General features: G+C 73.9%; 1 pseudogene. It reads left to right on the forward strand.

The window, feature by feature from the left end:
• Positions 1–828: 828 nt before the first annotated feature.
• Positions 829–1,270: pseudogene (locus A9X03_RS16205) on the forward strand (hypothetical protein); the annotation flags it as partial.

Here is a 1,270-nt window from a genome sequence, read left to right on the forward strand (position 1 = left end):
CCGCCACCTGTGCTGCCCCAACCGCCGGTGCACGTCCCCGAACCGCCGCAGACCGGCGGCACTGGGCCCCAGTGGCCGCCGCACCAGACTCCGCCCGGGATGCCGAAGCCGCCTCCGGGGGCCCCACCCCCGATCGGCCCGCCACCGCCGTGACCGCCACCGAGAGGTCCGCCGCCGAACAGCCCACCGGGACCGCTGGGCGTACCGCCGCCGCCGGAACCTGGGGCCGGGAGGTGCCCGCCGCCCAGGCCGCCGTCGCCCGGGGGCGAGGCGTGTCCGCCGCCCAAGCCGCCGGGGCCGGTACCCGGGGGCGGGACGTGCCCACCGCCGGAACCACCGGTGTCCGGAGGCGGCACATGCCCACCGCCGGAACCACCCGTGCCACTACCCGGGGGCGGCACGTGCCCACCGCCGGAGCCACCCGTGCCGCTACTCGGGGGCGGGACGTGCCCACCGCCGGTACCGCCGGTGTCCGGAGGCGGCACATGCCCACCGCCGGAACCACCCGTGCCACTGCTGGGGGGCGGAGACGAGCCCTGCCCGGGCGGAGTCTGGTGCGGCGGCCACTGGGGCCCAGTGCCGCCGGTCTGCGGCGGTTCGGGGACGTGCACCGGCGGTTGGGGCAGCACAGGTGGCGGCGGCGGGCACAAATAGCGCTTCGCGGCTGCCGGACGCGTCGAACTTCGCGCGCTAGGGTGGCGACGGGGTGTGGGGCCGTGATCGCGTCGAAAATCCGTCCGGCCAATTCTGGAAAGCGATGATGCCCCGCGGCGGGTACACAGCTGTCCTCGCACGACACGCAATCGATTTGGACGACTTGGAGGAGCGGTGGACGTCGTACTTGGCGTGTCTATGGCGCCCGAGACGGTCCGCATGGTGCTCGTCGAAGGTGAAGCTGCCGGCGGAGTGACCGTCGACCAGGACGGCTTTGAACTCGCCGATCAGACAACGGCGGTGGCCGCGGCGGACCGCGTGGTCGACGCGATTCTCGGCACACGGGAAAGCGCGGCCGCGGGTGGCTATCGGGTGAAATCGAGCGGCGTGACGTGGACGGATCAAGCCGAGGCGGCCGCGCTTCGAAATGCGTTGGCGGAGCGCAAGATCGAGGACGTCATGCTGGTTTCCGGCGTGATGGCTGCTGCGGCGCTGGCGCAGGCCGCGGGCAGTGCCACCAACTGCGCGCGCACCGCGCTGCTGTTCGTCGAGCCCAGCACCGCGACGCTGGCCGTCGTCGACACCGCCGACGGTTCGGTCGCCGACGTGCGCCGGC

It is taken from the genome of Mycobacterium sp. E1715, from assembly GCF_001667625.1.
GTDB lineage: Bacteria > Actinomycetota > Actinomycetes > Mycobacteriales > Mycobacteriaceae > Mycobacterium.